The sequence below is a fragment of the Streptococcus sp. E29BA genome, assembly GCF_041807805.1.
In the GTDB taxonomy this organism is placed as follows: domain Bacteria; phylum Bacillota; class Bacilli; order Lactobacillales; family Streptococcaceae; genus Streptococcus; species Streptococcus entericus.
In genome coordinates this window covers 1-24,909 of sequence record NZ_JBGTZA010000028.1, presented here as the reverse complement: position 1 = coordinate 24,909, position 24,909 = coordinate 1, and the positions used below count along the sequence as shown (strand labels likewise).

Sequence of the window (24,909 nt, the reverse complement as noted above, 5' to 3'; positions counted from 1 at the left end):
CTAAACTTTCGTCCGTATACATGGTGAGGTCTTCTGGGATACTCAATAGCAACTCTTGCAAGCGGCTGTAATCGGCTAGCTCCTCTGGTTTTCTTACCAACATCTCTGCGACATGTTCCAGACCAGCCAGCGCACGATCAATTTCAACCTGCTGTGTGGTTAGGCTGTCGTGAACGGCTCGCGCAGCAGCGACTTTCTGACTAAAGGCTTGGTAACTGTCCTCGGTGTAATCAGTTGCTGCAATTGCTTCAAGCGGTGTCAAGGCAGCTAGGAGCTGGCTTTTATCCACCAAACCAAGCGCTTGGTCGATCTGACCGAGCTTGAACTTAGCTTGTTTAATGTAGCTGAGGTCAGTGGTTACTCCACCTTTCCATTTTTCAGAAAACTCTCTGTCAAAGTGACCGTAAGAGTTCATGATGAAGGTACCGTCAGGTTGAACAACCAACCCAGCATAGCCCGTATCACCTGAGAAGTGGTTCTGCGCCCAATCCTCAGCGATAAGAATTCGGTACTGACCTTCGTTCTGGTTCATGATGTCTTCATAGGTACCAACCCAGGCTACCCATTCCCCAGCTCGCCAGTCACCTGGTTCAATTTTACCATTTTTGTTGTAATCCAGCGTAATCTCACGGAAAGTGACTAGCAGACGACCGCTAATTGGATCATAAGCAATCTTATGGCGTTCCCCTTGTAGGGCGCCTTGCATGAATTCTGGACGGGTCCATGTCTGACCTTCATCATCCGAGTAGAACATGGTTGACTTATGTTGGTGAGATTGAGAGCGACCGAGAGCGACTAGACGCTTGCCGTCTGGTGAACGGAAGACGCCGACTTCAGCCAGCTGAGTTGCTGCTTCAATATCACGGTGCTCAGGAATCAATTTCTCAGGAGCACTCCATTGCTCGTTGCCTTGCTCATCGAAGGTCAGGTAGGTTTTGTAGTTGACAAAGCTAGCGTCAATGTATAGCCCCATCCATTTGTCGATAAAGTTACCTGCCTCATCCTTGAGCTGGGTCAAGCTAGACATGGCAACGATTGAGAAGTTTTGTGAACCATCTGCTTTGGTTGGCTGGAACTGTTTGTACTCTGACCAGGTTTGACCATTGTCTGTGGAGATTGAAGTATCCCAACCGCCGCTGGTATTGCCATGCCAGTTTGGTCGTCCTGCAATCATGATCAGTTTTTGTGAACCGTCTTTGAAATTCAGTTTATAGAGGGTTGGTGTTTCCCAAGAATTTGCCCATGACGCTGGAATATCAGTTTTCTCTGTCCATGTCTCGCCACCATCATGGCTAACTTTCATGACCACCGGTCCTCGTCCATGTCCAACTACGAAGGCTGTTAGCAGGGTTTGGTTATCGTCCAGCATGAGCATGTCTGGGTGAGCCAAGTACTGACGTGGTGTGTTTGGTGCCTTTTCCACATCAGACAAGTTAGCTTCTGGCATCTTATAGGTTGGAATAGTGTACTGGATTTCCAGACGTTTTTCGACCGTCACTGGGATTTCCTTGCGATAGCCACCTGCCGTGTTTTCGATAACCAAGCTTGTGCGACCTTTTTTCAGCGCTGTTACACGACCATTAGCATCAACACTAGCGATCTCTGGGTCAGTGATGGTGTAGGTTACAGTCTTATCAGCAGCATCAGAAATTAGATCAGCATTGACTTGCTGGCTGTCGTTGATATAGAGTTCCAAAGCTGTTTCAGCCACATTGAGCCCTTTGACCTGCATGGAAGCGACAACCTCGGCACCTGTCAAGGCACGGTTGTAAATCTTGAGCTCATCCAGTAGCCCTTTAACATTGCTACCACCGATCACATTAGCTGGGAGGATAAAGTCACGTGTTTTTGTCCAAGCGTTTGTTTGCACCAGCTGACCATTGACATAGAGACTGAGACCGTCTTGTGCGCTATTGGTCCACGTGTAATGCACCCAGTTACCTTTTGGTGCGGTATGGTTAAAGGTCAAGACATCTCCTGCACCTTTACCAACGTGCACACCTGCTTTTTCACGATTTGTCGCTAGTCGAGTATCAAGGGAGCGCTGACCATCAGTACTACTTAGGATAGAGTGGCGGTTGGCACCTTCGGATTCGTTGTAAAGCCAATACCCAACAGACCAGTCGTGGTTAAGAGACGGCAGGTTAGGTAAGGTCACTTGTTGACCTGGCTCCAAACGCAGGGCTTTACCAGAAATTCCATCTACCAGTTGACTAGTTGCTGGTTGACCATGACGGTCGCCCCATGAATCACGAACTGGACTTGTGGTATCATCAAAGGCATAATAGGCAACCTGAGCAGCTTGGTCAACGGTCAAACGTTCAACAGTAAGTGTCTCCTGAGCTGATTTACTAGGGTCTTGCTTAGAGGTTGCTGTGATGGTCACTTGACCTGCCTTCAAAGCGGTCACCTCACCCGTTTCCGAGACGCTAGCAATCAATGGGTTGCTACTGGTCCAAGTTACCAGTGGGTTGATGAGATTGGTTGGCGCCAACGCAGCAGTCAGTTGGCGACTTGTGCCAACAATTAGCGGTTGCGCCACCTCGCCACGGATAGCGATGCTCTCAACCTCTCTTGAGCCTGTTTGTTTCAAGGTAACATGTTCACGGGAAATGGCCGCAATCTCATCCTTGATGGCCTGCATATCACGGGCAAGAGCTTGTTTACCTTCTTCGGTCAGATATAGGCGATTGTTCGGATATTGCGCCTTGACTGTTTTGAGCAAACGGTCAACACGCTCAGCAAGGGCTGGTGTTTCTTCTTTGATTTGGATTAACTTGTTGACATCGCGAATGCCTTCTGCCATTTTTTCCAAACGTAAGGTTGATTTGGAAACTGGGTTGGCACTGGTTTTCAAATCTGGGTAGACGAGGAAAGGGTCGCCTGTTTCAAAGGCATTGTGCGTAGCATCTTCCAGAGGATTTTCCACCCATGAATCATAGGCCCAGCGCAGGAAGCCTTGACCACCAACCGCATAGGCATAGAGCATGGTCCAGTAGCTCTCGCCTGGTGCGCTAAGAGAGAAGTTCCCTGGTTTCTCACCTGTTGCCGTGTAAATGGTTGTCCGAAGACCGCGAGCCGCCCGTTCTTTACGCAAGGCTTCAAACTCAACAGGGTGAGCCTTGACGGCATTGGCACCGACATTGAGGTCGGTCACTCGCATAGCTAACTCACGCTTGTTAACAAAGCCATCCATGGCACCTGCTGTCTTGAATGGTTTGCCGTCGATGCTACGGACACTGTCAATCAAGTCAAAGGCTCGTTTGTCAAACCCACGTTCGTCGATACCGATATAAACCTGATCCTTCCAGCCTTTTCTCTCCACATGAACGATAAAGTCTTGGAGGAAAGCATTCCACGTTTTTGTGTATTCCTCACTACCAACGGTGTAGCGGCTGATCACTTTTTGCCCAGTGGCTTCGTCAAAATAACGGAACTGATTGGTCCATGGCGCCACACTGTAGCCAACAATCTTGTCACCGAGACCAAGGGATTTGTTAAATTCCACCCATTTATCAAACTTGGTGTAGTCAAAACTGAAGGTACCGTCAGCTTTCTTGGTCCAATCAATCATGGATGGGAATTTGATCTCATTTTTACTGTAAGTCTGACCTGCCCAAGCCTCCTCAACGATGGTCGTTGTTACGGCATGACCACCCAGTGCCTTATAGCGCTCCATATGTGGCCTTAAAATCTCAAAATGTTTTTCAGAAAACGGCTCAACATTGTAGTACTCAGCTACTGCAAATGGATTTTGCCATAACTCAATATCAAAGCTATCTTTGAAGTCAGTCACTGGTTTTAGGGTCGCATCGGCAACTTCCAAGGTATAGTTAAAGCTGAGCGGTGTTGCTAAGTGGTCTGCCAGAACTTTTACCGTACCTGTATATCGACCTGCTACTGCCTGCTCAGGCACCTTGATGGTCAACCACACGTTCTGCAGGCTATTAGCTGCCATGGTAGCTAAAGGCTCCGTCTGATAGATGACCTCGTTAGCTTCTGCACGGTTACCTGTTGGAATAGGACGCGTGGTGCTGCCGTAGCCCTGCATACCAGTGAAAGCTTGGACTGACTTGATAAAATGTGCTGTGATGTTGTCCTTGCTGATCGTGTTTGTACCGTCAGTAAAATCGCTCACTTCAACTCGAACATTAGTTAGGGCATCTTCGCCAGACTTAATGGTTAATTGAGAAGTTGCTGTATCGTTGCGCCAAGCGGTTAGCTGGCCTTGTGCAGCCAAAGGAACAGTATCATATTTATCTTGTGTATACTGAAGGTTGGTATCAACCACACCACCTGTTAGCTGAACCTCCCGTTCAGAGGCAGATTGAGCTTCTTCCAAAGCCTGAGCTGCTGCGTGTAGTTGAGCAAGTGCTGCACGCAATTCTTCGCTGGTTGATTGCTCATTAGCAATAACTTGACGAGCTGCTTCGATGGCTCCCATAAAAGCGGTTCGGCTAGCTTCTGTATAGAGTGACAGATCTTCATTAGAAATACTAGCTAACAAGCCTATCAGAGCCTCACGTTCATGAGAAGAGGCTGGTGAGTTAGAAACAAGGGGCTGGTCAGCTACACGAGGAGAGGTTTCTACTGCTTCTCCTTCAGGTAAGGCGGTAGCTGGCTCCTTTTCTGTAGCAGTTTCTTTTTCTAAAGACTGAGCAACGGCTGGATCAATATTTGCCTCAGTTGCGCTCGTCTCTGCCAACACTGTTCCCCCATTGGCAAATAGCACAGAACCGATTGCAACCGAACAGGCACCCAAGGACAATTTCCGAATGGAAAAAATCTGTTTTTTAGACCATAAGTCTTTCATTTTTCTCTCCTTTTTTGAAAGTGTTTTTATTTTTTGTCTTATTATAACATAAAATAAAAAAATGATGCAATTTTTTACTTGAAATTTTAGTAAATAATTTTATCCCTCCCTCTCACTAACCCCCTTATCCTAGTCAAATGATGCTAGCACAAACTAACACAAATAGGTCTTGACGATTCTGAAAAAATAGGCTATAATAGTTGCTGTTATGGCGGTATAGCCAAGTGGTAAGGCACGGCTCTGCAAAAGCTTGATCACCGGTTCAAATCCGGTTACCGCCTCTAGGTGCACCTCTAGGTGCTGTCAAATGCTAAGACGAACTCATAAAAATGAGTTCGTCTTTTTTATCAATAAATAGCCGTTGATTTTATTTGGTCAATAAAAAAAAAGCCTGTCCCCATCAACTTTATTAGTTGAGATGACGGAGTACAGAAAGACTAAAAAAGAGCTATTAACCCTAATATTCAATAACTTAAAGAATAGAGGAAAGTCTACCACTACTTCAACTTAATAACAGCGATAATCCTCAAAAACGAGTACTTTGTCTTCTGCTAGTCATCCGCCAAATTATCTCTGTATCAGAAATAAAACCCAAAACATTTTCAGCTATTGTGAACAATAGCATCAAAAAGACCCCTGGCAAAAATTGAACCGCCCCCAAAAAGTTAGACAGAAAAAATCTAATTTTGAGGTGCGGTTCAAACATTTACAGGAGGTTTCTCTTCGCTATAAATCAGTTGATTACGCTGACTAACGTTTAGCCTTTTCTAGGCACTGTTTTATCAGCTTATAGACGTGCATTCAGCTCATCTGACAGTTCCTCAAAGCCTGGCTTGCCAAGAAGGGCAAACATGTTTTTCTTATAAGCTTCAACACCTGGCTGGTCAAATGGGTTGACACTGTTGAGGTAACCTGTGATAGCAATGGCTAGCTCAAAGAAGTAAATAGCATAACCCAGCGTAAAGGCATCCTGCTCCTTCAAGATGACAAAGAGGTTGGGCACGCCGCCATCTGTGTGAGCTAGTAGCACACCGTCTGTTGCCTTTTTGTTAACAAAATCAACATCCTTGCCTTGCAGGTAGCCTAAACCATCCAAATCCTCAGCCAGCTCTGGAATTAAGACGTTTTTACGTGGCTTATCCACACGCACCACCGTCTCAAACAAGTTGCGATAGCCTTCTTGGATAAATTGCCCCAAAGAGTGCAAATCAGTCGAGAAGTTAGCAGATGTTGGGTAGATACCTTTCTGGTTTTTACCTTCAGATTCACCAGCTAACTGCTTCCACCACTCGCCAAAATACTGGAGCGATGGCTCATAGTTAGCCAAAATCTCTGTCACATAGCCCTTGCGATAAAGCACTGTCCGAAAGGCTGCATACTGGTAGGCAATATTGTCAGTGATTTTATCTGAGGTCAATGCCTGGCGGGCCGCATTGGCACCAGCTATGAGCTGTTTGATGTCCGCACCGCTAGCAGCAATCGGCAAAAGCCCTACAGCTGTCAAGACCGAGAAGCGACCACCGACATCATCTGGCACGACAAAAGTCTGCCAGTTGTTGGCGTCTGCCTCCACCTTAACCGCCCCTTTAGCCTTATCTGTCGTGGCATAGATGCGTTTGTTGGCTTCCTCTTGACCATATTTTTTAACCAAGAGCTCTTTAAACACACGAAAAGCAATCGCTGGTTCAGTCGTTGTCCCTGACTTAGAAATCACGTTGACAGAGAAATCCTTATCTGCCACATACTCCACCAAGTCTGCCAAGTAGGTTGAGGAAATAGAGTTTCCAGCGTACAAAATTTGAGGCGCTTTGCGCTCTTGTGCAGACAGCAAGTTAGCAAAGTGATGGTTGAGGAAGTCAATGGCTGCTTTGGCCCCCAAGTAAGAGCCTCCGATACCGATAACCACTAGCACCTCGCTGTCAGACTTAATCTGCTCAGCCGCTGCTAAGATACGCTCAAACTCGTCTTTATCATAGTTCTCTGGTAAATCTAACCAGCCCAAAAAGTCACTCCCTGGACCAGTCTTTTCGCGGAGCAATTTATCTGCCAGAGTCACTTGCGGTTGCAAGTAATCCAACTCCTCCTGTCCAACAAAAGTCCCTAGTACTTTAGAATAATCAAATCGAATAGTTGTCATGCGTTGATAACCTTTCTAACTAATATCACCTATATCTTACCTTTTTATGGGGCAAAAATCAAGCATTCCTTGTAATTTGTGAGCATTGAAACAAAATCATCTAGCCCCTCATTAAGCAGCTAGATGATACAGCCTTAATGCCACAAATCTGCAACAATATTGGTCTGGTCGCGGTCTGGACCGACAGAGAAGGTCAAGAGTTCCACACCAACCAGCTCTGTAATCCGCTTGACATAGTTCTGAGCATGAAGCGGTAGGTCTTCAAAACGACGAACACCTGTGATGTCCTCGAACCAACCTGGCAACTCCTCATAAATCGGCTTGCAGCGGTTGAGCTGAACGGTGCTAGCTGGATAGTAATCAATCCGCTCCCCATCAAGGTCATAAGCCACACAGATTTTCACAGTCTCAAGCCCTGACAAGACATCAATCGAGTTGAGGCAAAGGTTGGTAATGCCAGAAACACGGCGGCTGTGACGCATGACCACACTGTCAAACCAGCCCACACGGCGTGGGCGACCTGTGGTCGTGCCGTATTCTTTTCCGATTTCACGGATACGCTGGCCAATCTCGTTATGGAGTTCGGTTGGGAACGCACCCTCACCAACACGGCTGGTATAAGCCTTGCAGACACCAACAACTTTGCTGATCTTGCTTGGTCCGACACCAGATCCGATGGTCACCCCACCAGCGACAGGGTTCGATGATGTCACAAACGGATAGGTTCCTTGGTCAATGTCCAACATGACACCTTGAGCACCTTCAAAGAGCACCCGCTTGTCCGCATCAAGCGCATCATTGAGCACGACAGAGGTATCCGTCACATACTGCTTGATTTGCTGACCGTAGGCGTAGTATTCTTCAAAAATTTCCTCAAAATCCAAGGTATCTGCTTCATAGAATTTTTCAAAGAGGCGATTTTTCTCTGCCAAGTTCACACGTAACCGCTCTGCAAAGACCTCTTTATCCAGCAAATCCGCAATACGGATACCAACACGACCTGCCTTGTCCATATAGGCTGGACCAATCCCCTTGATGGTGGTGCCGATTTTCTGGTCACCTTTCGCCTCTTCTTGCAACTGGTCGAGCTTGATGTGGTAAGGCAAAATGATGTGCGCACGATCTGAAATCCGCAGATTATCTGTCGTCACTCCCTCACCATGAAGGTAGTCTAGTTCCTTAACCAACGCCTTAGGATTGACCACCATCCCATTTCCGATAACAGCCGTCTTTTCAGGGAAGAAAATCCCTGACGGAATCAAGTGCAGCTTGAACTTTTTACCATCAATAACGATGGTATGTCCTGCATTGTCTCCACCTTGGTAGCGGGCAATAACCTCTGCCTCCGCTGCCAAGAAATCTGTAATCTTGCCTTTTCCTTCGTCACCCCACTGGGTGCCTACTACAACAACTGCTGTCATTTCTTGTTCACCTTTCTCTTGGCTCGCTACATGCACAAGCCTAGTGCGTTCTATCCTAAAACATTATAAGCTTTTTTTGTTAAAAAATCAATAAAAACCTGTATTGGTTCGCTTTTTAATTTAAAAAACGTTGTCATTTTTTAGAACGTAAAGTTTTCATGTCAAAGGATGCATTTGAATAAACACAGACAGGCTAAAATCACAGCAATTTCTTGTAAAGTTGTCCGTTTTTAGCTAAAATATAAGGTAAGATAGTATACGGAAAGGACAACGATGACAAAACACAGAGTAAAGCGGATGACAGACGAAAAGATTGTTCTTTATGTCGTCCTAGCAATGCTTGGTATGGGTGCTTTACTTGCTACCTTACCCTTAATACTAGCGGGTGCTATCGGATTTGTTATCTATCAATTAGTGGCTAAACAAAGAAGACTGCCTAGCCAAAACCCTAACCCTCGCTTGCAAGACCTCAAAGGTAAGATTAAACGCGCCGATCGCCAAGTAAGCTTGCTTGAGGACTATCAGTCCCAAAAAGAGTACACCCAATACGGCGTGTTGGCGCGCCAGCTTTTGCCCCAACTAAAAACCATCCAAAATGAGGCTGACCAACTCAAAGAGGACATGGGGCAAGAAATCTACCAGCGTGTGTCAAAAAAAGTCACTCAAGTGACTGGCGAGATTACGACAGAATTGAACCGACTAGGCTTATCCGCGGATAGTGAGCCGTTGAACCCCGAGGAAGAGCGCGTGCTTCAGCTGGCTCCAGAATTGCTAACTTGCTATCGCAATATTCGCATGGATGATCGTATTATCCGTGAAAAAATCAAAACGAGCCCCAATCAATCTGAGCTCACCGCTTTGCATGATGCCAACATGAATCGGTTCGAGGACATTTTGTCAGGTTATCTGAACATCAAAGCGTCTCCGAAAGATTTCTATCAAGCGCAAGAACGCTTGGAACGAGCAAAAACAGCTCTGGAACAATTTGATTTAGACTTGGATGAGACCTTGAAAGAACTCAACGAAAAAGAATTAAGTGATTTTGAGGTAAGTTTACGGCTGATGAGCCAAAAGGAGCGTAAAGATGAGAACTAATCGATTATTCTGGCGGTTCACAGCTGTCCTAGCCCTAGTATTTTGGGGAACATTGGGCAACAATCCTTTCTTGGTTGGTTCTGGTATTAGTTTAATCATCTTTTGGTCGCTAAAAAAGCAGATTAATCGCAGAGCTTTACCAGCCAATCGACGGGCCTACACCATTTTTTTAATTGCCCTATGTGCTTTTCTCCCGCTTAGCTACACTGAGTTTTTTGGGGCTTTATTTGGATTTACTGGGCTACTCTGGGGTGGCTATGCCGTATCCAACCAATTATCCACTCGCCAGCAGCAGAAATTAAGCGGTCAACGAGTCGCAGCCCTGCCAACGATTGACCAAATCAAGTCCACTGTTAAACAGCTTGATGGCAGCGTGTCTCGGTTAAAGGCGTTAGCCGAATCCAAGCAACACGCCGCCTATAAGGCATCAGCACCTGAGGTCTTGACAGAACTAGAGCAACTGGCAGATCAGCTTAATCAACAAAAAAACAGGTTAGACCTGGCGACCTTTCAACGCTTGATGACCCGCATCGCTACTGAGCGACAACTGATTCAGGATACCTTGCATCAGTTACAGCATGACTGGGAAAGTCAATTGCCAGATCAACACAACATTAAGCAAATCGCTCCTGAAATCAGTGCAGCTGTCTATCAGATTAGACAAGATAGCCAGCTCATTAAGGAGCAAATCAAGAAAAGCCAACTCGCTAATCAGGCTGAATTGCTAGAACTTCATCAGACTAGCATGTTGCGATTTAACAGCATCCTAACTGGTTACCTTACCATCAAAGAGCACCCAAACCATTACTATGACGCTGAGAAACGCTTGACCACAGCCCAAGAAACCATCGAGCGCTTCGCCAACGATTTAAAAGAACAAGTCCGCCAACTCAATGAAAATGCTATGCACGAGTTCGAAGTCAATCTACGACTGCTCAACTCAACTGTCTAGCCAATCAAACCTAAGGAGATCCTATGAGCCAATTTAATTTTGATATTGATAAAATTGCCAACAATGCTGTCAGAAAGGTTGATAAAACAACTGAAATCATCCAAACAACCAAGGAGTTAGGAACAGGGCAGGTGGGCTTTCTGGATAAGCTAACACCTGAACAACAAACAGCTATTACCGAACGAGCACCACAGCTAGTCGACAGTTTCATCACTGACCAGAATGCCTTGCTGGATTTTGGTCAAGCCGCCGTCGAAGAGGTTAATAAAACCGTCAATCACATCTTGTCTGAACAAAAGAAACTAGACATTCCTCAAGTTGATGACCTGCTCCAAAACACCAACCGTGAACTCAACGGTTTTGTTGCCAAATACAAGGACATCAAACCAACAGATTTGGAGCAAAAACCCAATTTTTTCCAAAAAATGTTCAAACATGGAAAAAACACCCTTCAAGAGTTTTACTTCGATGCTCAGAACATCGAACAAAAAATGGACAGCATGGCTGCCCATGTGGTAAAGCAAGAGGACACCTTAGCACGTAACATCGTTTCAGCTGAGATGCTTATCGAAGAAAACACAAAATCTATCGAGAACTTAGTCGGTGTGATTGCCTTCCTGGAAGCCACTCAGAAAGAGGCTTCCAATCGTTCCTTGGATCTTCACCATCAGGTAGCCAACCTTGACCTACAATCAGCTGACTATCATGTCAAATCTGAGGAACTAGCCCGTCTAACCGAGGTCGTCAACACACTCGAACAGCAACATACAGAGTATGTCAGCCGTCTTTATGTGGCATGGGCAACAACACCTCAAATGCGCAATCTCGTCAAAGTATCATCTGACATGCGACAAAAACTAGGCATGTTGCGTCGCAACACCATCCCAACCATGAAGCTCTCTATCGCTCAGCTGGGTATCCTTCAACAGTCTGTCCGCTCTGGTGCAACAGCGGACGCTATCGTCAATGCCAACAATGCGGCCCTGCAAATGCTAGCAGAAACCAGCAAGGAGACCATTCCTGCTTTGGAAAATGCTGCCCAACGCCCAACCCTTAACATCGCATCTGTCACTGCCATTGCGGAGAGCCTTGTTGCACAAAATAACGGCATCATTGCCGCCATTGACCAAGGGCGCAACCAACGGGCGCAACTGGAAACAGCTATCATCAAGTCTGCAGAAACCATCAATGATTCGGTTAAATTGCGTGATGAAAAAATTGTCCAAGCCCTGCTCAATGAAGGACGAGCCACACAAGACAACATTAATCGTTAAACTAGCAAAGTTGAACACCTCAGTTTTAACCTTTTAAGGAGTTAGTCACTGCACAGGCTGAGAACAGTTTTTACACCTTTTGCCAGCTTAGAAGTGCGTTAGGGCTCTTGATCGTCTCTTATCACGTTAAGTAAACAAAATTAGTAACGATTATAGGTTAACAGATTTATCTTCATTTTAAAGCTCTATAAGATTGTAGTCAGTTAAGTCACTACATCTTATGGAGCTTTTTAAGCACACTGTTTATGGCAGTGAATTTCCTTTGAAGTAGATTTAAAGGTAATAGCAGAGCAAAAAAACCTCCCTTAAAAAGGACAGTTAATCAAACCTATAATCCTGCTTCTTGCAGACTATCCGCTAAGCTAGCAAAGTCCGCTAGGGTCAGGGCTTCGCCACGGACATTTGGTGCCAGCTCTGCCATGCCAAGCGCTTGCGTGAGCTTATCCTTCACCTCCTCTGACTTGCCAAAGTGGTTGGTCAGGTTGTTCCAGAGGGTTTTTCGAGGTGGATAAAATCTGAATCATAAAATAAGCAAAGAATTTCCATGAATACTCCTCTTTTTGGCGAAATATTTCAAAAAAGTATTGACAAGTAAACTTGGCGTATGTTACAATAAAAATACCAAGTATACTTGTCAAAATATATAATGGAGGTTTCCTATGGATAAACAAGATATTTTAGAAAAAAGTCGCAAAGACTATGCTGTCGCTGATGAAATGGAGCACCATGTCAGTCTCAATTCTGGAAATATTGCCAGCATTGTTGGGATAACGGCCTGCTCTCTCTTATTCACACTAGAAGCTTACTTTACAAATCGCTTTAATTTTGGGATGTTAGGTATTTACTTCGCTATGCAAGCAGCAGTCGAGTTAATGACCTACAAACAGCTAAAAACAAAGAATCATTTCATCAATGGCTTCCTCACGCTCAGTCTCGCCACCCTACTCATCGTTGGGCACCTCTATGCCATTTTCAGAGGTTAATATGGACGAACAGTTAATTTTAAAAAATCGTTTAAAAGAAGCCCGCAAGCGAAAACACTATTCCCAGCAACAATTAGCTGATGAGATTGGCGTATCTCGAAACACCATCAGCTCTATTGAGACAGGACAGTTTAATCCCACAGCAAAGTTAGCCTTAATTTTATGTATTGCTCTGGACGAATCATTTGAAAATCTCTTCTATTTCTAACCAGGCACTCATTCAAAAAGACTCGATAACCACCGTTTTGTGGAACTCGAGTCTTTTTTCGTCATTCGACATCGTTTAGGTTACATCCCCACTTCTTGCAGGCTATCCGCCAATCTAGCAAAGTCCGCTAGGGTCAGGGCTTCGCCACGGACATTTGGTGCCAGCTCTGCCATGCCAAGCGCCTGCGTGAGCTTGTCCTTCACCTCCTCTGACTTGCCAAAGTGGTTGGTCAGGTTGTTCCAGAGGGTTTTTCGACGGTGGACAAAGCAGGCCTTGGACACACGGAAAAAGAAATCCTCACCTTTGACACTGACCAAAGGCTCGGGACGTCGCACCATTTTGAGAATGGCGCTGTCCACGTTTGGCGCAGGGACAAAGACAGTGCGGGGCACGATGAAGGCGACCTTTGCGGTCATGTAGTACTGGACTGCGATGGAGAGACTACCGTAAGCCTTGGTGTTAGGCTCGGCGGAAATGCGGTCAGCGACCTCCTTTTGCATCATGACCACAAACTTAGCAAAAGGAATCTTGCTCTCGATCAGGTGCATGAGAATGGGCGTCGTGATGTAATAGGGAAGGTTGGCCACCACCTTGATAGGCAGGTCAGGATTCTTGAACTGCTTGATTTGCATCTGCAAGTCCACCGTCAAAATGTCCGCATGGACAACTTGGACATTATCAAACCGCCCCAGCGTATCCGCCAAGATGGGAATCAGGCGGTCATCAATCTCAAAAGCCATGACCTCAGCGGCACGCTCTGCCAAAAACTCGGTCAAAGCCCCGATACCAGGGCCAATCTCGATGACGTTGACGAACTCATCAATCTCGGCGGTATCGACAATCTTCTGCAAAATATTGGTATCGGTCAAAAAGTTCTGACCGAAGGACTTCTTAAAGGTGAACCCGTGACGGTCTAGTACCGCCTTGGTCATGCTGTAATCTGCTATTCTCATAGTATCCGTCCTTTTTTATTCAATTTGGCTACTCAGCTTTTTTCAAGGCGTTGACAGCTGAGGTTTGAGAAAAGTTCTTTGTCTCAAGTCGCTTTTTCTCCATTTCAAAAACTTTTTGGCGGAGTCTGGATTCATTAATCATATCCCTCTCGAAGTTTTCTCTCTGCTCAAACGCTTCTGCTATACTTGAATCATTAGCGAAGTCGTTAAATAATGCCGTTTTTTCATCAAGTAGTGCCATCATAGATTCATCTATACTGTCCTCTGTCAGTAATCGATAAACAACGACATCACGTAATTGCCCCATTCGATAAACACGGCTAATAGCTTGTTGCTCAGTCGAAGGTTTCCACTGCGGTTCGCATAGTATCACAATATTTGCCGCTTGAATGTTTAAGCCAACACCACCAGCATCTATTTGGCTGAGTAATACTGTCTGATTGGGATCTTTACTAAATTCGTCAATAATATCTTGTCTTTGTGCTGGTGAAATAGAGCCTGAAATCATTACTGGTGCCACGTTTGACAATTCTTCTTGTAGACGATACAAGACCCCCTCTTTGAAAAAGGAGAACACAAGTACTTTTTGACCATTCTCTCTAGCTTCTTTGCAAATATCTATAATTTGCAATAGTTTTTTCGACCTTTCACCAACAAAAGCAGCTCTTCTCATCCGCATCATCCCACTAATGCCATCTCTAACAGCATCATCGTAAAACAATTGTTGTTCCTCTGAGAATCGAGACCATAGCTCAATCACCTCCATCTCTGGGAGCTCATCAAGCACCTCCTCCCGCTTACGTCTTAAATAGACAGTCGATAATTGAGTTTTAAATTCTTTAGTCGTCCAGTACCTACTTTCTAATTTTTTTCCTAATTCCGCATTTAAAAGTTTTATGAGATGTTTCATCTCAACTAAACGATTTTCCAGTGGTGTACCCGACATAAATAATTTGTATTGCGCCAGTTTAGAAAGCAACGTCGTGTAAATAGTACGTTTTGTTTCAGGATTTTTAATATAATGAGCCTCATCAACAACTAAAAAATCAAAAACAGTATCAGTCAGGGTTTCTGATAAAGCTTTAGCTTGCTCATAATTCGTCAGAAGGACACCTCCTTCGCTTTTCCATTTGTCAAATGTTCGTTGCCTATCAGACCCCCTATACACGAAAGTCGGCAATTGCGACCATTTTTTGACTTCCCTATTCCAATTTTCTAAAACACTTAAAGGACAAACGACTATCGTATGTTGTTGATCATTTTGAAAAAGATGATTGGCAACCGAGATGGCTTGAATCGTTTTACCAAGACCCATTTCATCGCCCAGAAGAACGTTTCTATAGAACAAAATGTATTGAGCACCAAATTCTTGATAAGAGCGCATCGTGACGCCTAAACCTTCTCTGTTTATGTTCACTTGTTTCACTTTATCAACAATCAAATCTGGTAAGTCATTTGGTGTATAGATTTTTTTAGAGCCCGTTAGTGCCTCTATTAGAGCATGAAAAGTTGCACTATTTTCTACGAAATCAGCTTTCAACTCTCTCTCACTATAGGCAGGGAATTGAAGAATATCATTTTGGTCGTCTGCAGTCAAAAATGAATTATAAGCTGTATATAGCCCTTTTTCTTCCTCAAGCCACTCTTTTCTTTGTTGCTCCGATAGAAAATTAAGCATGAACCGATTAGAAGCTAAGGTTCTTATTTTTTCAAGTTTAATTTTCAGGGACTCTATCTGTTCAAGAAAAGCTTTTTCTCGTGTTTCTCTGTCTTTGGGATAGTCTTTATAGAATTTTAACAGACCTAGTAATTTAAATTCTAAGGATGATAGATTATCCACTCTTAACTTAGGATAGTAATGATCCTTTCCTTGACTCATAATTTGAGAAATTATTGTTTTGATTAATTCAATATCTTCCTCAGGAATATGACACATCTTCTGTAAAAAGTCATTAGAACATCCCCAAATAGCACTCAAGTTGTCGAAATTTCTAGAAAGGTTTGGAAGAAATTTAGCAACACGCTCATCTGCATATCCCAATAAGTCTACCGGATAACTGGCTTCAATAGCCTTAATTTGAGTTTCTCTGATTTGATTCCAAACTTCTTTAACATCATCAATAAGCTTCCACTTAGAGTTCTGTTTAATAAATTTTTCAGCCAGTGCTAACGTTTCTAAGCATTGTCGAAAAAGATACGATTCAGTATTGCTATCATCTATTTTTAAAATCTGACTAATTTTAGCTGAATAATCTAGCTTGTGCTCACTTAAAGCGACTAGTTCTTCTGCAGTGGTTTCGGAGAAATTATTCCACTTTTCTAGCCGATTATCTAAATCAACCAACAGCCCATAATTCAACTGAACCTCTTTTTTTGCTAATTCAACATTATGCTTTATCGTACGATCTTGAAAAAGTCTAAATAGAGAATTTTTATCATTGTCAACAACATATTGTAAGTTTTTTTGCAATTCTTTAACTTTTGGAAATAACGATTGCTTATAGGCAGATAGATAAGCTAGAGATTTTTCTAAAGTATAAAGCATTTTAACCCACTCGACATTACTAAATAATTCCGTGGGATAAAAAGAATCTTTTAAAAGGAAATTAATGTCTTGAAAAGAGGCTTGTTTATTCAGTCTATCCAAAAAACCATTGGGAAGGCCGCGTATCCAATCTGCATATTCTTTTTCCTTTTGAATAAAATATTGTTCTTTCAACTGATCTTCCAAAAAAGAAAGTCGTTCAGATTCTATTATTTCAATTTTAGGATTTATGCTTACCAATATAGTTCTCGCCTCTTGCTTTTTCATCCCTCTTCTCCAAAGTTTACCCAATATCTAAATTTTAAAATATTTTTCTCTTCATTAAGAAAAGCTCTACTATAGATTTTTCTCTATACTCCCCATACACTCCTCCACCTCTTTCAAGGTCACCCCAAATAGTCTCAGGCGTTTGAGGAGCTGTTTGCCATTGGTGTAGCCGATGCGTAAGTTCTGACCGAGGTACTCCCTGCGCTGTCGGCTATCTGTTCCCATCAGGAGCCCCAGCCGAATGAGGTCTGCCTGTGTGATGTCAAAATGGTCCTCATCATCATAGTACCCACGCACCCCAGCCAGCGCCTTTTCCAAGTCCTCAAAACTGGCGTGCTCAACCCCCAAAGACCATCCCTTGGTTTTTGAGCGTGGGGCTGCCTCATCACGGTTGAGAAAGGCATGTTTGACGGTGGGAATAGCAGAGCTGATAATCTTGCGAATTCGCTCACCGTTGTAATCTGGGTCTGTAAAGACAATCACCCCTCGCAGGTCATGGAGCACCTCAATGCGCTCCAAATCCTCTTCCGAAATCGCCGAGCCACGGGTCTCATAAGTCTCCACCTCGTAAAAACGTTTGAGGTTGGCGGTATCGTCCTTGCCTTCGACAACAATGACTTCTTGAATAATGATTTTTTCAGTCAAGTTTGAAAAACCTCTTTGCATTTTCTGTAGTGATGCGTGCGACCTCTTCGCTGGTCATGCCACGGAGCTCAGCGATGAAATCCACAACGTATCTGGTGTAGGCGGTCTTGTTTTCCTTGCCTCGTTTGGGAACGGGAGCCAAGTAGGGAGCGTCAGTTTCCACCAAAAGCTTGTCTAGGGGGATGCGTTTTGCCACTTCTTGGAGTTCGACTGACTTCTTAAAGGTGACCACGCCTGACAAGGAAATCATCATCCCTAGCTCGATAAAGCGCTCTGCCATGTCCCAAGAACCTGAAAAGGAGTGCATAATGCCACCACGAGGGCCCACGCCCTCACTTTCAATGATGGTCAGCGTGTCCTCCAAGGCGTCTCGCGTGTGGACCACAAAGGGCAAGGACAGTTCTTTGGAGAGCTGAATCTGGCGGCGAAAGACAGCTTCCTGCACGTCCTTAGGATCCTCCATCCAGTAATAATCCAGCCCAATTTCGCCGAGTGCGATGACCTTGGGGTGACGGAGCTTATCACGCAAAAAAGCCTCGGTATCATCCGTGTAGCTACCAGCTTCCGTCGGGTGCCAGCCCAAGGTCAGGTAAATCTCAGGGTGCTGGTCCGCCAGTTCAATGGCGCGTTCGATGATTGGTGTATCAAAACCGACCACGTTGTGGGTGGTTACGCCCAGCTCTTTTGCCAATGCTAATTCGTCTGCCACACGTCCATCAAAGGTCGGAACATTAAGGTGGGTATGGGTGTCAAAGATTTCTAATGTCATAGGCTTATTGTATCATATTTGCAGGTAAATAAAAAGGAAGTCAGCGTCGTCACACGATAAACAGTTGGCATTCACCTGACGAGAGACCATCAACAATAAACTCCTTCGCTGTCATTTTACGAAGGAGTTTATCATATTATTGAGGTCATCTCTGGAATCCCTTGATTTATCAAGGGGATAAAAGGAGAGGAGGGGATTCGAACCCCCGAGCCCCGTTAAGGACTACTAGCTTTCCAAGCCAGCGCACTCAGCCACTATGCGACCTCTCCATAAGCAAGATAGTCTTGCGACCATATCGTATCGCTAAAACTACCTCATTAGTCTATCATACTTTTTTGGGCTTGTCAAACTGTGCTTCTAGGCGGTAAATGACCTGACCTTTTTTGGAAAATTTTTCCTCGTACTCGGTCATAACATTGCCTTCGTAATCACTGGCATGTAGGTCCAACCAAACCTGATTGAGCACCATACCATACTGAGACATGCTCGCCAAACTATACTCAAAGAGCCCACGATTGTCTGTTTTGAAGTGAATTTCACCGCCAGGTGGCAAAATCTGCTCAAACGTTTCTAAAAAGCTCCTGTAGGTCAAGCGCCGTTTTTCGTGGCGTGTTTTTGGCCAAGGGTCACTAAAGTTAAGGTAGAGCAAGTCAATTTCTCCGGCCTCAAAGTAATTGGTCAGGCTGGACCCATCAACACGCAGCAACTTGATATTAGGCAAATCGCTCTCTAAAACCTTGTCTAAAGTATAGCTAAGCACTGAGAGCTGAACATCAATGCCGATATAGTTAATATCAGGGTTTTGGGCAGCCATACCTGTGATAAATCGTCCCTTACCAGAACCAACCTCGATATGAATCGGATGATTATTCCCAAACACCTGACGCCATTTGCCCTTACTGTCTTCAGGGTTGAGGATAACGTACTGGGGATTGGCAGCTAAATAATCCGCTGCCCCTTTTCGATTTCTGACACGCATCAGTTTTTGATTCCATTTCTAAATTGGCGAAGGTCATAGATTTCTTGATTGACCTTATCCATCTCTCTCAACTCAAAAAAGGTTAAAATCTGAGACAGATAAGAAAATTGCCCATACCAATAAAATTTATTAAGCACTAAATCGTTGTACTTGTAACCGTAATAAACCAGCCATTCCTGCCAATGCGCTTTTGGCACATAGTGACTAAGAATCTGGGCAACATCGTACATACGATCAGTCAACCTCACTGAATCCCAATCTACCAGGTAAATCATGCCACTGGTTGTAATCACCCAGTTCGTGTGTCTCACATCACCGTGAACAATTGTTGCCAAATCGGCTTTGAAGTCTGGCAGTTGACGCTTCAATTCTTGAACAATGGTCTGAAGGTAAGAATTTTCTCTTAATTGGAGCGGAGCATTTTTTTCCCACTCTGCTAACAAGTCATAAGGGTTTTCGATGCGGTAATTAAGCTGTAACAGCTGATTGCGGAGTTGTTTTGACTGGTGCAGACGTGCTAAAATTTGCGCAATCTGCTTGCTCGTCATGTCAGCGCGCTCCAACAGCCTACCGTCCAACCACTCCTGAACACTCATGGTATCACCGTTTGGTGTCCGTTTGGTCCACAAGAGATGGGGCGCAATTTGTTCCTTAGCCAAAGCGGCTAAGATTGGGGTCGTATTCATCTTCACAAACACCCGATCCCCATTGGGATACGTTCCTAGAAAAGCTTGCCCGCTCTTACCTTTCAAAGGGGCTAATGTTAACTCTTTATCGTTTGTCACAAGATTTCTCCTTATTTCCATCTTATTTATTTTACCTGTTTTAAGCCGTCTCGTCAATCATTCGTTCTGCTTTATGAGGCATGTAGGCATAGAGGACTACCACGTTGATGGCGGTTAATAGCAGAGCGGCAGACCATGTTTTGGCAAAAGGCAACTCAATCAGAAGCGCTACCAGACTTAGTCGCCGTATCAGCCAGAGCAGGGCCGTTTTCTGACCAAAACCTGCTAGAGGCATTACCTTTAGCAAATAGTGATGGTCATAGTGATTGGACAAAGCTAACAGTTGAAAACTCAGTAAAAAGTTCAACATACCAGCCAGACCTGCCCCCAGGTAGGGACTGGACACCCCAAATAAACTGAGCATAGCTAATCCTGTCAACCGCAAAAACAAGCCCAGATAGTCACCACTGCGTAAAAAGGCTCGCCAGAACAGCTGATGATACAGCTTTCCTTGCCCTTTTGGAGCAAATCTATTCAAAACATTAAGGTAGGGGCGTCTTTTCACACTACTGGTGATGCCTTTGACATTGGTAAAGAGGGCAAAAAACTGCAAGAGTCGCTGTTGTCGCTGCACTTCAGTTGTTACCAGTTTATCCCAGTCAAGACCATTTTGACGACCAAGCCTCATCAAGCGACGATTGGCAAGAATTAACTTAACCACCGTCACGACAATCAAAAATGCGACAAAGCCCCAGACTGACCAGCCCAGCTGATGAAGCAAGGGATAGAGCAAGCACCACCCAGCCAGTTGAACAAGGCTTCCAAAGAGAGCAGCTCTGCTATTGGCCTCCTTAACCAAACCAACCAAAACAGTCTCCTTAGTTAAGAGGTAATGGCGATCCGGGGGCAAGATGTAGGTCGCCACCTGCCCAACACTAAGTAAACCAAGCCCGAAGACGCAGAGGAGCCCATAAAGCCAAAACGAGAAAATAGGCGGATTATTCAACAATTCTCGGTACTGATAGAGCAGAACCCCCAACCCAACCATGAGAACCAAAACAAAATGGTCATTGAAAACGTAAGGCAGATAAGTGGTTAGGCGCTGATAAAAGGAACGACGCCGTTCTTCAAAGAGATCCCTCATCTCAGGCCTCCCTCGTCCAGTGCAAATACATGCTGTTAAGGCTAGCCTGATAATCCCCAAACTGTTCCCGCAAGTCAGCAAGACTGCCCTGGGCCAGCACGCGTCCTTGGTGAAGGAGGACAAAACGGTCACAGATGCGCTCCGCTGTGTCCAAAACATGGGTGCTCATCAAAATCGCTTTCCCAGCTGCTTTTTGCTCTGCTAGCAAGGTCATCAAATCAGCAATTGCCTGAGGATCAAGCCCTAAAAAGGGCTCATCAATGATAAACAGCTCTGGCTCTACCACAAAGGCACAAATCAGCATGACTTTTTGTTGCATCCCTTTTGAAAAATCAGTGGGAAACCAGTCCAATTTATCCGATAAACGAAACAGGGTCAACAAACCCTCCGCCCTTGTCATGACTAGCTCGATAGGCAAATCATAAGCCATGGCTACTGTCTCTAAATGCTCACGCAGGGTCAACTCACTGTATAAACTCGGACTCTCAGGAATAAAGCCAATTTTTTTCCGATAAGCTATGGCATCATCAGCCAAGGTCAGACCACCTAGACTAATCCTACCCTTGTCTGGACGTAAGAGACCGATAATTTCCTTAATCGTCGTTGACTTGCCAGCCCCATTTAGACCAATGAGACCGACCAGTTCGCCACTCTTGACCTCAAAACTCACTTCTGTTAAGACAGGCAGATGATGATAACCACCTGTGATGTTTTCAACCCGTAACAAGACTTTTCTCTCTTTCTTTGCTATACTTGTATTAAGTATAACAAAATTTAGCTATTTTAGGAGGTTTCAACCCATGACAGACTGTATTTTTTGCCAAATCGTCTCAGGAGCCATCCCCTCAAGTCAGATTTATGAGGATGAACAGGTACTGGCATTTCTTGATATCACTCAAGTAACCCCTGGGCATACGCTGATTATCCCTAAACAGCACTGCAAAAATCTTCTTGACATGAGCGCTGACACTGCTCATCAGGTCTTTGGGGTCGTACCAAAACTGGCGCAAGCCTTGGTCAAGGCAACAGGCGCAGACGGCATCAACCTAATTAACAACAGCGAAGAAGCTGCAGGTCAGACGGTTTTTCATGCCCATATCCACCTCTTACCACGATTTGCGTCTGGTGACGGCTTGGATATTCGCTTTGCTCAACATGAGCCTGATTTTGGGAAATTAGCAGAGCTGGCCAAGCACATCCAACAGGAGGTCAACTAAGATGAAAAAACTCCGTTCACTTCTTTGGCTGTCTGTGCTGACAGGAATTGGTTATCAACTTTATCAGAACCGAGTCAGACTGATTAAACAACTAGCTAAAGCCAGAGTTACCCTAACCGACAGTCAGGACAAGCTTGACCAAGTAAAAGCAGATGTCACAGAGGTTCAAAACAGCCTGCCAGCGCTGAATCAACTAAGCAAAGACATCAACTACAAGCTCCGCCTATTTCAAGAAGAAAGCAAGCCACACCTTGTGGCTATCCAGAACATTTTAGCCAAATATCAGAAAAAAGAGGAATAGTCAACAACACGATTACACACGAAAACCGAGCCGTTTCCAGCTCGGTTTATTGTGTTTATCATCTCTTGTTCAAGCTTTGAGACTAGTTTTTTCTTTTTCTTGAATAAGCAAGAAGTCCTGTGAATCCAGTCAATAAGCCGAGGTATTGCAACAAATCAGTTGAACTAGTACCGGTATTTGGTAACTGTTTCTTCATGCCTTTGTCTGTTGACTTAGGCATAGGCGCTGCTTGGGTGGCAGGCATAACTGTCCGCTGCTTATCGCTTGATTTAACCACAGGGTCAGCTTTAACCATCCTTTTATCAGGTTTCGGCATATTTTGATTGCGCATCAGTCGTGGGACAGATGCTGAATCTAATGGATTAGTACCGGCATCCAGCTCACTACGACTAGTATGCCCATCACCATCATGATCTTTATCGAGTTCAAACTGTGGTTTATCTTCATTGATCAAAGGTTCGGTTTTACCGATTTTTTTCTCGTCTGACTTAGGCTGTTTTTCAGGCTCGACAGGCAAAATTGGTTTGATTTGCTCTTCTTTTTCTTTTGGTTTTCCACCTTCAGAATTTGGTACTTTAGGTTGCTCAGCTTTCGGTTGCTCCATCCTATCATCTGGTTTTTTCAGCTCAGCAAGTCTTGCTTTCAACTCACCAACTAAGGCTTCTGATTTTTCAAGCTCTTTAGACAGACGATCTTTTTCAGATTGCAATTCCTGTCCATTTGCTTGCACCTCTGATAAGCTCTTTTTAAGATTAAGATTTTCTTTGCTTAACCTAGCAAGTTCGTCTTCTAATTGTTTTACGGCATCTTGAGAATCTTTAAGTTCGTCTGCCAATTTATCATGCTCTGACTGCAACTTCTGTAAGTTGGCTTGGTTTTCAGACAAGCGACGTTCTAGGTCTTGTTTTTGTTTAACAGCTTCGTCGTCTTTAGATTGCAGTTGTTTTTCCAAGTTAGACTTTTGAGTCATCAAGTCTTCGTTCTTACCCTCTAAGTCTGCCAATTGTTTCTGCAAATCCTCAAGTTTTTGCTGGTCTTGCTCAAGCATTTGCTCGTTTGGCTGAGGTTTTTTAGCTAACTGTTCTTCAAGTGACTTGACTTTGTCTTCTAGTTCAGCTTTATCAGTCTCTAACTGAGCTTTCTTAGTTTCCAAATCAGCTTCTTCAGTTAATAGGGCTTGCTCTTTTTGTTTCAACGTGTCTACTTCTGCTGATTTCTCGCTGAGTTTTTTCTGACTATCGGTTAGTTGTGTGCTCAGCTCGGCTTGTTTTGCCTTTTCTTTCTCAAGTTCTGCGGTTAAGCGTTCTTTTTCTGCACTTAGACGCTCCTGCTCTTCTTTAAGCTTCATGTTTTCAAGTTGAGCTTTCCCATCAGGTTTATCTTTCAGAGCTTCTTCTAATTTCTGTTTTTCTGTTTCCAGATTCTTTTTCTGTGTTTCTAAAGTCTCTATTATTCTTGCTAAATTATTTTTTTGAGACTCTAAATCATCTTTTTGTTTCTGCAACTCATCTTTTTCTTTGCGAGCTTCCTCACGATCGGCTTGGAGTTGTTGTGTGTCTTGATTCGCTTTAGCAATACGTTGCTCTAAATTAGCCTTTTCAGATTCCAAACCTTTCTTTTGATGTTCTAAACTAGTTTTCTCATCTCTAAGACGTTTGACTTCGATATCAGATTTGATTTGTTCCTTTTCTTTTTCAGAAAGGTATTCCTCTAATTGTTTGGCTTTTTCTTTGTTATCTTCTAACTGAGCTTTTACTTTTTTCAATTCTTCTTGCAACTGATGGTTTTTTTGTTCTGTATCGTTTTTGTCAAGTTTAGAAGCTAGTTCGTCTTTTTCACGTTGTAACTGTTCCTTTGCTTTACTCAGTTCATCAACCCTACTGATAAACTGTTCTTCCCTTTGTTTAAGTTCCTCTTGTAACTGTTTTACAGTCCTTCCTATTTCCTCAAGCTGTTTTACCTTGTCTCTAAGTTCATCTGCAATATTTTCTTGACCTTCGCTAAGGTGACGTCTTCCAAATTCTTCCAAAATCAGCCTATACAGCTGAACCTTAGCATCCGTATTATTATTAACAAGAATATCAAGTCCGCTTGGAACTTTAACCGCTTTATTCAATTCCTCGATAGTAAAGTCTTGAAGAACTTCTTTAACTTCTTTAGCTTTTTGATCGTCAATTTTTCCACCATTAAGAACTTTTCCCAATCTCTGAGCTGCTGTCGATTCTTCCGCCCAAACAGGTGTGGCTGTTGATAGCGTTCCTGCTAGTAGTGCAGTGGCTAGAGCTAGACGACAAACTTTTGTAATCTTACGTGAAGACATATATACCTCTTTCTAAACCTATTTCTCAGGTTCCTAATTTACCTTACTAGTATATCACAGAACTATTGTATTATCAATCTAGATTAATGAAAAGGCACCCCTTTTCTGTACAATTTTTATAAAGTGTTTTTGTTAAGCGATAACTCGCTTAACCATAGGTG

Annotated in this window: 19 protein-coding genes, 2 tRNA genes and 1 pseudogene; 8 read left to right on the top strand and 14 right to left on the bottom strand. The window is 44.0% G+C overall.

The genetic code is table 11. The features are described from left to right. Positions 1–4,813: glycoside hydrolase domain-containing protein (locus tag ACERC8_RS07525; RefSeq protein ID WP_373659277.1), on the bottom strand; the 4,813-nt coding region annotated here is incomplete at its 3' end. Positions 4,814–5,023: 210 nt separating this feature from the next. Here ACERC8_RS07525 and ACERC8_RS07520 point away from each other — a divergent pair. Further along, positions 5,024–5,094: transfer RNA gene (locus ACERC8_RS07520), tRNA-Cys, on the top strand. A gap of 506 nt (positions 5,095–5,600) precedes the next feature. On the opposite strand, the gene ACERC8_RS07515 is transcribed toward ACERC8_RS07520, so the two are convergent. After that, positions 5,601–6,950 (bottom strand): glucose-6-phosphate isomerase, encoded by a 1,350-nt coding sequence (locus ACERC8_RS07515; RefSeq protein ID WP_373659276.1) that lies wholly within the window; start codon positions 6,948–6,950, stop codon positions 5,601–5,603. Between the two features lie 134 nt (positions 6,951–7,084). Next, complete coding sequence (locus ACERC8_RS07510; RefSeq protein WP_373659275.1) at positions 7,085–8,371, bottom strand: adenylosuccinate synthase; 1,287 nt, start codon at positions 8,369–8,371, stop codon at positions 7,085–7,087. A 273-nt stretch (positions 8,372–8,644) separates the two neighbouring features. On the opposite strand from ACERC8_RS07510, the gene ACERC8_RS07505 reads away from it, so the two are divergent. The 3 genes from ACERC8_RS07505 to ACERC8_RS07495 are packed head-to-tail and all read left to right on the top strand — an operon-like array spanning position 8,645 to position 11,692. Next, entirely contained in the window at positions 8,645–9,466 is an 822-nt protein-coding gene (locus ACERC8_RS07505; protein WP_373659274.1) for a hypothetical protein, read from the top strand. Continuing rightward, the gene (locus ACERC8_RS07500) at positions 9,456–10,418 is read left to right on the top strand and encodes a hypothetical protein (RefSeq protein WP_373659273.1); all 963 of its coding nucleotides are present in this window, start codon (positions 9,456–9,458) and stop codon (positions 10,416–10,418) included. Before ACERC8_RS07505 ends, ACERC8_RS07500 begins: the two co-directional genes overlap by 11 nt. A 23-nt stretch (positions 10,419–10,441) precedes the next feature. Next, the gene (locus ACERC8_RS07495; protein ID WP_373659272.1) at positions 10,442–11,692 is read left to right on the top strand and encodes a toxic anion resistance protein; all 1,251 of its coding nucleotides are present in this window, start codon (positions 10,442–10,444) and stop codon (positions 11,690–11,692) included. A 328-nt stretch (positions 11,693–12,020) separates the two neighbouring features. Here the strand turns inward: ACERC8_RS07495 and ACERC8_RS07490 are convergent. Further along, positions 12,021–12,206, bottom strand: a pseudogene (locus tag ACERC8_RS07490) (16S rRNA (adenine(1518)-N(6)/adenine(1519)-N(6))-dimethyltransferase); the annotation flags it as partial. 145 nt (positions 12,207–12,351) lie between these two features. Here ACERC8_RS07490 and ACERC8_RS07485 point away from each other — a divergent pair. Together ACERC8_RS07485 and ACERC8_RS07480 are read left to right on the top strand one after the other, a co-directional pair. Beyond that, positions 12,352–12,675, top strand: a complete 324-nt coding sequence (locus tag ACERC8_RS07485; RefSeq protein ID WP_373659271.1) for a DUF6442 family protein — start codon at positions 12,352–12,354, stop codon at positions 12,673–12,675. Between the two features lies 1 nt (position 12,676). After that, on the top strand, positions 12,677–12,883 hold the full coding sequence (locus ACERC8_RS07480; RefSeq protein ID WP_373659270.1) for a helix-turn-helix transcriptional regulator: 207 nt from the start codon (positions 12,677–12,679) through the stop codon (positions 12,881–12,883). A gap of 80 nt (positions 12,884–12,963) precedes the next feature. Here the strand turns inward: ACERC8_RS07480 and rsmA are convergent, their stop codons facing one another. From rsmA to ACERC8_RS07435, 9 genes are all read right to left on the bottom strand, one after another. Next, on the bottom strand, positions 12,964–13,836 hold the full coding sequence (gene rsmA, locus ACERC8_RS07475) for a 16S rRNA (adenine(1518)-N(6)/adenine(1519)-N(6))-dimethyltransferase RsmA (protein ID WP_373659269.1): 873 nt from the start codon (positions 13,834–13,836) through the stop codon (positions 12,964–12,966). 28 nt (positions 13,837–13,864) lie between these two features. Continuing rightward, entirely contained in the window at positions 13,865–16,648 is a 2,784-nt protein-coding gene (locus ACERC8_RS07470) for a DEAD/DEAH box helicase (protein ID WP_373659268.1), read from the bottom strand. 69 nt (positions 16,649–16,717) lie between these two features. After that, complete coding sequence (gene rnmV, locus ACERC8_RS07465) at positions 16,718–17,314, bottom strand: ribonuclease M5 (RefSeq protein ID WP_373659267.1); 597 nt, start codon at positions 17,312–17,314, stop codon at positions 16,718–16,720. Then, complete coding sequence (locus tag ACERC8_RS07460; protein WP_373659266.1) at positions 17,286–18,062, bottom strand: TatD family hydrolase; 777 nt, start codon at positions 18,060–18,062, stop codon at positions 17,286–17,288. The genes rnmV and ACERC8_RS07460 overlap by 29 nt, the downstream gene beginning before the upstream one ends. Before the next feature lie 182 nt (positions 18,063–18,244). Beyond that, positions 18,245–18,331 (bottom strand) — tRNA-Ser (locus ACERC8_RS07455). 56 nt (positions 18,332–18,387) lie between these two features. Then, positions 18,388–19,041 carry a tRNA (guanosine(46)-N7)-methyltransferase TrmB gene (gene trmB, locus ACERC8_RS07450; RefSeq protein ID WP_373659265.1) on the bottom strand — a complete coding sequence of 218 codons (654 nt, stop codon included), beginning with the start codon at positions 19,039–19,041 and terminating at the stop codon, positions 18,388–18,390. Beyond that, positions 19,041–19,847 carry a cell cycle regulator CcrZ gene (ccrZ, locus tag ACERC8_RS07445; protein WP_373659264.1) on the bottom strand — a complete coding sequence of 269 codons (807 nt, stop codon included), beginning with the start codon at positions 19,845–19,847 and terminating at the stop codon, positions 19,041–19,043. Before ccrZ ends, trmB begins: the two co-directional genes overlap by 1 nt. A gap of 19 nt (positions 19,848–19,866) precedes the next feature. After that, a complete protein-coding gene (locus tag ACERC8_RS07440) occupies positions 19,867–20,910 on the bottom strand; it encodes an ABC transporter permease (protein ID WP_373659263.1) in 1,044 nt (347 codons plus the stop codon). 1 nt (position 20,911) lies between these two features. After that, on the bottom strand, positions 20,912–21,637 hold the full coding sequence (locus ACERC8_RS07435; RefSeq protein WP_373659262.1) for an ABC transporter ATP-binding protein: 726 nt from the start codon (positions 21,635–21,637) through the stop codon (positions 20,912–20,914). Between the two features lie 73 nt (positions 21,638–21,710). On the opposite strand from ACERC8_RS07435, the gene ACERC8_RS07430 reads away from it, so the two are divergent. Further along, positions 21,711–22,127, top strand: a complete 417-nt coding sequence (locus tag ACERC8_RS07430; protein ID WP_373659261.1) for an HIT family protein — start codon at positions 21,711–21,713, stop codon at positions 22,125–22,127. A 1-nt stretch (position 22,128) separates the two neighbouring features. Then, positions 22,129–22,428: a hypothetical protein gene (locus ACERC8_RS07425; RefSeq protein ID WP_373659260.1), complete on the top strand. Its 300-nt coding sequence runs from the start codon at positions 22,129–22,131 to the stop codon at positions 22,426–22,428. 82 nt (positions 22,429–22,510) lie between these two features. On the opposite strand, the gene ACERC8_RS07420 is transcribed toward ACERC8_RS07425, so the two are convergent. Next, positions 22,511–24,748 (bottom strand): LPXTG cell wall anchor domain-containing protein, encoded by a 2,238-nt coding sequence (locus ACERC8_RS07420; protein ID WP_373659259.1) that lies wholly within the window; start codon positions 24,746–24,748, stop codon positions 22,511–22,513. Positions 24,749–24,909: the final 161 nt, after the last annotated feature.

What these genes read in the sequence shown, in the direction of transcription:
- ACERC8_RS07515 (WP_373659276.1), bottom strand. Translation starts at nt 6,950, where the DNA reads ATGACAACTATTCGATTTGATTATTCTAAAGTACTAGGGACTTTTGTT.
- ACERC8_RS07510 (WP_373659275.1), bottom strand. Translation starts at nt 8,371, where the DNA reads ATGACAGCAGTTGTTGTAGTAGGCACCCAGTGGGGTGACGAAGGAAAA.
- ACERC8_RS07505 (WP_373659274.1), top strand. Translation starts at nt 8,645, where the DNA reads ATGACAAAACACAGAGTAAAGCGGATGACAGACGAAAAGATTGTTCTT.
- ACERC8_RS07500 (WP_373659273.1), top strand. Translation starts at nt 9,456, where the DNA reads ATGAGAACTAATCGATTATTCTGGCGGTTCACAGCTGTCCTAGCCCTA.
- ACERC8_RS07495 (WP_373659272.1), top strand. Translation starts at nt 10,442, where the DNA reads ATGAGCCAATTTAATTTTGATATTGATAAAATTGCCAACAATGCTGTC.
- ACERC8_RS07485 (WP_373659271.1), top strand. Translation starts at nt 12,352, where the DNA reads ATGGATAAACAAGATATTTTAGAAAAAAGTCGCAAAGACTATGCTGTC.
- ACERC8_RS07480 (WP_373659270.1), top strand. Translation starts at nt 12,677, where the DNA reads ATGGACGAACAGTTAATTTTAAAAAATCGTTTAAAAGAAGCCCGCAAG.
- rsmA (WP_373659269.1), bottom strand. Translation starts at nt 13,836, where the DNA reads ATGAGAATAGCAGATTACAGCATGACCAAGGCGGTACTAGACCGTCAC.
- ACERC8_RS07470 (WP_373659268.1), bottom strand. Translation starts at nt 16,648, where the DNA reads ATGAAAAAGCAAGAGGCGAGAACTATATTGGTAAGCATAAATCCTAAA.
- rnmV (WP_373659267.1), bottom strand. Translation starts at nt 17,314, where the DNA reads ATGCAAAGAGGTTTTTCAAACTTGACTGAAAAAATCATTATTCAAGAA.
- ACERC8_RS07460 (WP_373659266.1), bottom strand. Translation starts at nt 18,062, where the DNA reads ATGACATTAGAAATCTTTGACACCCATACCCACCTTAATGTTCCGACC.
- trmB (WP_373659265.1), bottom strand. Translation starts at nt 19,041, where the DNA reads ATGCGTGTCAGAAATCGAAAAGGGGCAGCGGATTATTTAGCTGCCAAT.
- ccrZ (WP_373659264.1), bottom strand. Translation starts at nt 19,847, where the DNA reads ATGGAAATAAGGAGAAATCTTGTGACAAACGATAAAGAGTTAACATTA.
- ACERC8_RS07440 (WP_373659263.1), bottom strand. Translation starts at nt 20,910, where the DNA reads ATGAGGGATCTCTTTGAAGAACGGCGTCGTTCCTTTTATCAGCGCCTA.
- ACERC8_RS07430 (WP_373659261.1), top strand. Translation starts at nt 21,711, where the DNA reads ATGACAGACTGTATTTTTTGCCAAATCGTCTCAGGAGCCATCCCCTCA.
- ACERC8_RS07425 (WP_373659260.1), top strand. Translation starts at nt 22,129, where the DNA reads ATGAAAAAACTCCGTTCACTTCTTTGGCTGTCTGTGCTGACAGGAATT.
- ACERC8_RS07420 (WP_373659259.1), bottom strand. Translation starts at nt 24,748, where the DNA reads ATGTCTTCACGTAAGATTACAAAAGTTTGTCGTCTAGCTCTAGCCACT.